5 protein-coding genes are annotated in these 5,124 nt (G+C 45.2%); 3 read left to right on the forward strand and 2 right to left on the reverse strand.

Going from position 1 to position 5,124, the window contains the following annotated elements:
• Window positions 1–353: 353 nt before the first annotated feature.
• The gene (locus ACED28_RS22595) at window positions 354–1,406 is read left to right on the forward strand and encodes an aldo/keto reductase (protein WP_371710802.1); all 1,053 of its coding nucleotides are present in this window, start codon (window positions 354–356) and stop codon (window positions 1,404–1,406) included.
• 180 nt (window positions 1,407–1,586) lie between these two features.
• On the forward strand, window positions 1,587–2,321 hold the full coding sequence (locus tag ACED28_RS22600; RefSeq protein ID WP_004731761.1) for an RNA methyltransferase: 735 nt from the start codon (window positions 1,587–1,589) through the stop codon (window positions 2,319–2,321).
• 97 nt (window positions 2,322–2,418) lie between these two features.
• Here the strand turns inward: ACED28_RS22600 and fdxA are convergent, their stop codons facing one another.
• Window positions 2,419–2,742, reverse strand: a complete 324-nt coding sequence (gene fdxA, locus ACED28_RS22605; RefSeq protein WP_371710804.1) for a ferredoxin FdxA — start codon at window positions 2,740–2,742, stop codon at window positions 2,419–2,421.
• Between the two features lie 254 nt (window positions 2,743–2,996).
• On the opposite strand from fdxA, the gene ACED28_RS22610 reads away from it, so the two are divergent.
• Entirely contained in the window at window positions 2,997–4,628 is a 1,632-nt protein-coding gene (locus tag ACED28_RS22610) for an NAD(P)/FAD-dependent oxidoreductase (protein ID WP_102556811.1), read from the forward strand.
• Window positions 4,629–4,860: 232 nt separating this feature from the next.
• Here ACED28_RS22610 and ACED28_RS22615 read toward each other — a convergent pair whose 3' ends face one another.
• Window positions 4,861–5,016 carry an HP1 family phage holin gene (locus ACED28_RS22615; protein WP_371710805.1) on the reverse strand — a complete coding sequence of 52 codons (156 nt, stop codon included), beginning with the start codon at window positions 5,014–5,016 and terminating at the stop codon, window positions 4,861–4,863.
• Between the last annotated feature and the right edge of the window lie 108 nt (window positions 5,017–5,124).

Consider the following 5,124-nt stretch of genomic DNA (forward strand, 5'->3'; position numbering starts at 1 on the left):
TCATTAGTGATTGTACTCACTTAACTCAGTGTCCAAAACTGCTGGTGCGGATCATTTTGATCTGTTCTCCTATCCCCCACTCCCAAAAAAACTGAACATTAAACCTTCACTCATTGCTTGTTGTTCTTCACTTCTCGCTCACCGTTTGTCTCATAGTCTCTCGCGAATGTATTTTCACGCATTGCACACGCTAGCTTGCAGCGCTGAGAAATGACTCACTAAACTCCCCGATGCCATACCTTATCGTGTCATTTTATGCTAATAATTCATATTCGTTTTCATTCCTCACTCGCCCTCTTTTCAAAACTATAATGCGAGCACCAGAGAACCTAACCACAGGAACCCCGAATTCAATGGAATATTCAAAGCTAGGAAGTAGTCAAATTCCCGTTTCCCGTATCTGTCTTGGCAGCATGACTTGGGGGCTACAAAATACGCAACAGCAAGCCGACCAACAAATCGAATACTCGCTAAGCCAAGGTATTAACTTTATCGATACCGCAGAGATGTACGCAGTACCACCGTCTCCAGACACCTACGGTAAAACGGAAGCAATCATAGGTAACTGGTTAGCTCGCAATCCGCAGCGCCGCCAAGAAGTCATCATCGCCAGCAAAATTGCAGGTCCGGGATTGCCTTGGGTTCGAGATGGCGGGCCAATCACGGGGGAAGCTGTAATTACAGCGGTTGACGCTTCACTAGCGCGTTTACAAACGGACTATATCGACCTTTACCAACTGCATTGGCCAAACCGAACGACGCCTCACTTTGGCAAGCATTTCCCGAATCATATTCGATTCAGTGATATCGACCGAAAGCAGCATGAAGCGGAGATGCTAGAGATCCTCCAAGCACTAGCGAGCTGCATTAAAGCCGGAAAAATCCGTCATGTTGGTTTGTCTGATGACACCACTTGGGGCATTAACACTTACCTTAAACTCAGTGAGAAGCATGATTTACCGCGAATGGTCTCTATTCAGAATGAATTTAGCCTGCTGCACGCGAAAGACTGGCCTTATTTGATTGAAAACTGTGTGCACGAAGACGTCGCCTACCTACCATGGTCACCGTTAGCAGCGGGCATGCTGAGTGGCAAATACATTGATGGTGCGAGACCAGAAGGCAGCCGCTGGACATACATGCAGCGTAAGGGCATTTTCCGCGACACCGAATCTGCCAATGAAGCGGTAAAAGGATATGCAGAAGTCGCGAACACTCATGGATTTACGCCGAGCCAGCTTGCATTAGCATGGTGTAATCAAGTCGATGGTGTTACCTCATCCATCATTGGAGCGACCACGATGGAACAGCTCAAAGAAAACGTAGCCGCTTTCAGCAAGCCTCTATCAGAAGAGATACTCACTGATATCAACACAGTGTTTAAGCGCTACCCTGTTCCATATTAAGCTGTCAGTTCAGCTTAACTTAACTTAGGTAAGTAAATCCCATAAGAGCGCGCTATTTAGTGCGCTTTTCTTTTTTAAGTGAGTTGCTTTTGCTTTTTATGTGGATCGCATTGAGCTATCACGCTTTTGGTTCTCCAACCTTTGCTCTATAATGCGCGGGCTTATATCTAGGATAAAAACATGATTTCAAAAAACCAATTAAAACTCCTTCGTGCTTTGGGCCAAAAGAAACAACGTAAAGCCCACGGTTTGTTTCTAGTTCAAGGTGAAAAGAACGTTCTTGAGCTGTTCAATAGTGACTTAGTCGTGAAGAACGTCTTTGCTACCGCTGATTTCTTATCTGAAAATCACGCTTCACTGTTTGAGTTTGATTGTGTTGAAGCTTCACTAGATGACCTAACCAAAGCGAGTACTTTGGTGAGTAACAATGCGGCGATTGCTGTCGTTGAGATCCCAACATTTGAACTGCCAGAAGCAACTGGGCTGATGATTGCACTAGATGGCGTTTCAGACCCGGGCAACCTAGGTACGATTATTCGTGTAGCAGACTGGTATGGCATTAAGCATATCGTTGCGAGCAGCGATTGTGCAGACCCATACAACCCTAAGACCATCAGTGCAACTATGGGTAGCTTTGGCCGAGTACACGTAAGCCAAACAGACTTACCGGCTTATTTAGAACAAGCGAACCTACCGGTTTACGGCGCGTTCTTAGAAGGCGAAAGTGTTCATAAGACAGAATTTACTGCCAATGGCATTTTGCTAATGGGCAGCGAGTCTCACGGCATTCGTGAACATGCGGCTAAATACGTAACGGATAAGATTACGATTCCTGCATTCGGTGGCGCAGAGTCTCTGAACGTAGCAATGGCGACAGGCATCATTCTCGACAACATGCGTCGTCAGCATAGCTAGATTTCATAAGCTAACGATCCAATCGACAATGTTCAGGTATTAGAAAAGGCGTATTGATTAAATCAGTACGCCTTTTTATTTGAGTTCTTTTCAACAACTACTTTTCTAACATTGCCAACTTATCAGACACACCATTCCACTTTTCAGCTTCATCCATCGGTGCTTTTACTTCAGTTTGCACAGGCCAAATCTCGGCAAGCTCGGCATTCACTTCAATAAAGATCTTTTGATCTTCTGGCAGTTCACCTTCTTGGAAAATCGCTTGAGCATCACATTCAGGTACACATAAACCACAATCAATGCATTCGATTGGGTTGATTACCATGAAATTCGGGCCTTCATGGAACGCATCTGCGGGGCATACCGCCACACAGTCTGTGTATTTACATTGAATACAGTTATCGCCTACGACAAACGCCATGATGCTCTGCTCTATAAGTTAGTCAAAATTGAAGAATGGGGGATAATACTCATCCCAAGGCAAAATTCAACATCATACGACTCTAATATCGTGTCTATTTGCTCCATGTTTCCAAATTAGTATGACAGATAAATCAATTTCTCGTAAAATGCGCGCCATTGTGAGCTTATCGCATCTTTCAACATCAGCGTTGTCATCAAACTCTGTATTAAGAAACGATCTAGCTAAGACACCTATAAAAACGAGACATCAAAATGATACGTTTAACCGAAATTAAACTCCCACTAGACCATGAAGAGTCAGCCATTCAAGACGCTATTGAAGCAAAGCTTGGCATTAACGCTGATCAGGTACTTTCTTTTAATATCTTTAAACGTGGCTACGATGCTCGTAAGAAATCAAAAATCTTACTTATCTACACGCTTGATGTTCTCGTTGAAAACGAAGCTGAGTTGTTAGAACAATTCATCAGCGACCCACACGTAAAAGTGACTCCTGACATGGAGTACAAATTCGTGGCTAAAGCGGTTGAGAACCAAACTGAGCGCCCTGTCGTTATCGGCTTTGGCCCTTGTGGTCTGTTCGCAGGCCTAGTGCTTGCTCAAATGGGCTTCAATCCAATCATCGTTGAGCGTGGCAAAGAAGTTCGTGAACGTACGAAAGATACCTTTGGTTTCTGGCGTAAGCGCACACTGAACACTGAATCAAACGTACAGTTCGGTGAAGGTGGCGCAGGTACATTCTCTGACGGTAAGCTATACAGCCAAGTTAAAGATCCAAAGCACTACGGCCGTAAAGTAATCGAAGAATTCGTAGCTGCTGGCGCACCAGAAGAAATTCTATACGTAAGTAAGCCACACATCGGTACCTTTAAACTGGTTACCATGATCGAGAAGATGCGTGCTTCTATCATTGAGCTAGGTGGCGAAATCCGTTTCAGCACTCGCGTAGACGACGTTCACATGGAAGACGGTCAAATCACTGGCCTAACGCTTTCTAACGGTGAAGAGATTAAAACTCGTCACGTAGTACTGGCTGTTGGCCACAGTGCTCGTGATACGTTTGAAATGCTGCACGAACGTGGCGTTTACATGGAAGCTAAGCCTTTCTCTGTTGGTTTCCGTATCGAACATAAGCAAGCGATGATCGATGAAGCTCGCTTCGGTAAAAACGCAGGTAATCCTATCTTAGGTGCAGCGGACTACAAATTAGTACACCACTGTAAGAATGGCCGCACTGTATACAGCTTCTGTATGTGCCCGGGTGGTACTGTGGTTGCCGCGACTTCTGAAGAAGGCCGCGTAGTAACCAACGGCATGAGCCAATACTCTCGTGCAGAACGTAACGCAAACAGTGCCATCGTTGTGGGTATCGACCCAGAGCGTGATTACCCAGGTGACGCACTAGCAGGTATCCGTTTACAGCGTGAATTAGAAAGTGCCGCTTATGTTCTAGGTGGCGAGAACTACGATGCCCCTGCACAGAAAATCGGTGACTTCCTAAAAGGTCGCGATCCAAGTGAAATCGGTGAAGTAAAACCATCATTCACACCGGGTATCCACCTAACTGATATTTCAAAAGCACTGCCTGATTTTGCTATCGAAGCGATTCGTGAAGCAATCCCAGCGTTCGAGAAGAAGATCAAAGGTTTCTCTACGCCAGACGGCCTACTAACCGGTGTTGAGACTCGTACGTCTTCTCCTGTATGTATCAAGCGTGGTAAAGACTACCAAAGCATCAACCTTAAGGGCTTCTTCCCTGCTGGTGAAGGCGCAGGCTACGCGGGTGGTATCCTATCTGCTGGTATCGATGGTATTAAAGCGGCGGAAGCGCTGGCACTGTCTATGGTAGAACAGAACCAAGCTGAGAAGATTGAGATCGCTTAGACTCTTTCGATAAACCAAAGCTAAATATCGGTCAGCCAAAACTAAAAATCCAGTGCCTTGTAGACACTGGATTTTTTATTGCATACGGATTATCTAGATTTACTCGGTATCGACGGGCTGTACTTACAAGTGTTTTTTGACCAGTTCACACCATCATTTGAACACTCAAACAGACTTGTCCCATTCTGGTAATAATAACCTCTAGTCCAGTTACCTTGAGAATCTTTAGACGTTATCGTCTGAGTATAATGCCGCGGTTGGTGAAGTAAGTGACAAATACCATCACCACACCAATCACCGCTGCCCAGTCTTGGATACTGAATGCCCCGGTAAGAGCTAGTAAGCCACTAGTGAGATATGAAGAGAATGAACTGAGTTTATCTTGCATATAGCGCCCACAAAAAAGCACCCAGCCTTCACATGAAGGCGGGTGCTTTGTCAGGGCTTTGTTGCGTAATTCAATGGAACTAAATCAAGAACCTACGATCTGATCAGC

The sequence above is a fragment of the Vibrio sp. 1F253 genome, assembly GCF_041439295.1.
GTDB classification, from domain to species: domain Bacteria; phylum Pseudomonadota; class Gammaproteobacteria; order Enterobacterales; family Vibrionaceae; genus Vibrio; species Vibrio tasmaniensis_A.

Coding starts and splice junctions, on each gene's coding strand:
- ACED28_RS22615 (WP_371710805.1), bottom strand. CDS start 5,016: ATGCAAGATAAACTCAGTTCATTCTCTTCATATCTCACTAGTGGCTTA.
- fdxA (WP_371710804.1), bottom strand. CDS start 2,742: ATGGCGTTTGTCGTAGGCGATAACTGTATTCAATGTAAATACACAGAC.
- ACED28_RS22610 (WP_102556811.1), top strand. CDS start 2,997: ATGATACGTTTAACCGAAATTAAACTCCCACTAGACCATGAAGAGTCA.
- ACED28_RS22600 (WP_004731761.1), top strand. CDS start 1,587: ATGATTTCAAAAAACCAATTAAAACTCCTTCGTGCTTTGGGCCAAAAG.
- ACED28_RS22595 (WP_371710802.1), top strand. CDS start 354: ATGGAATATTCAAAGCTAGGAAGTAGTCAAATTCCCGTTTCCCGTATC.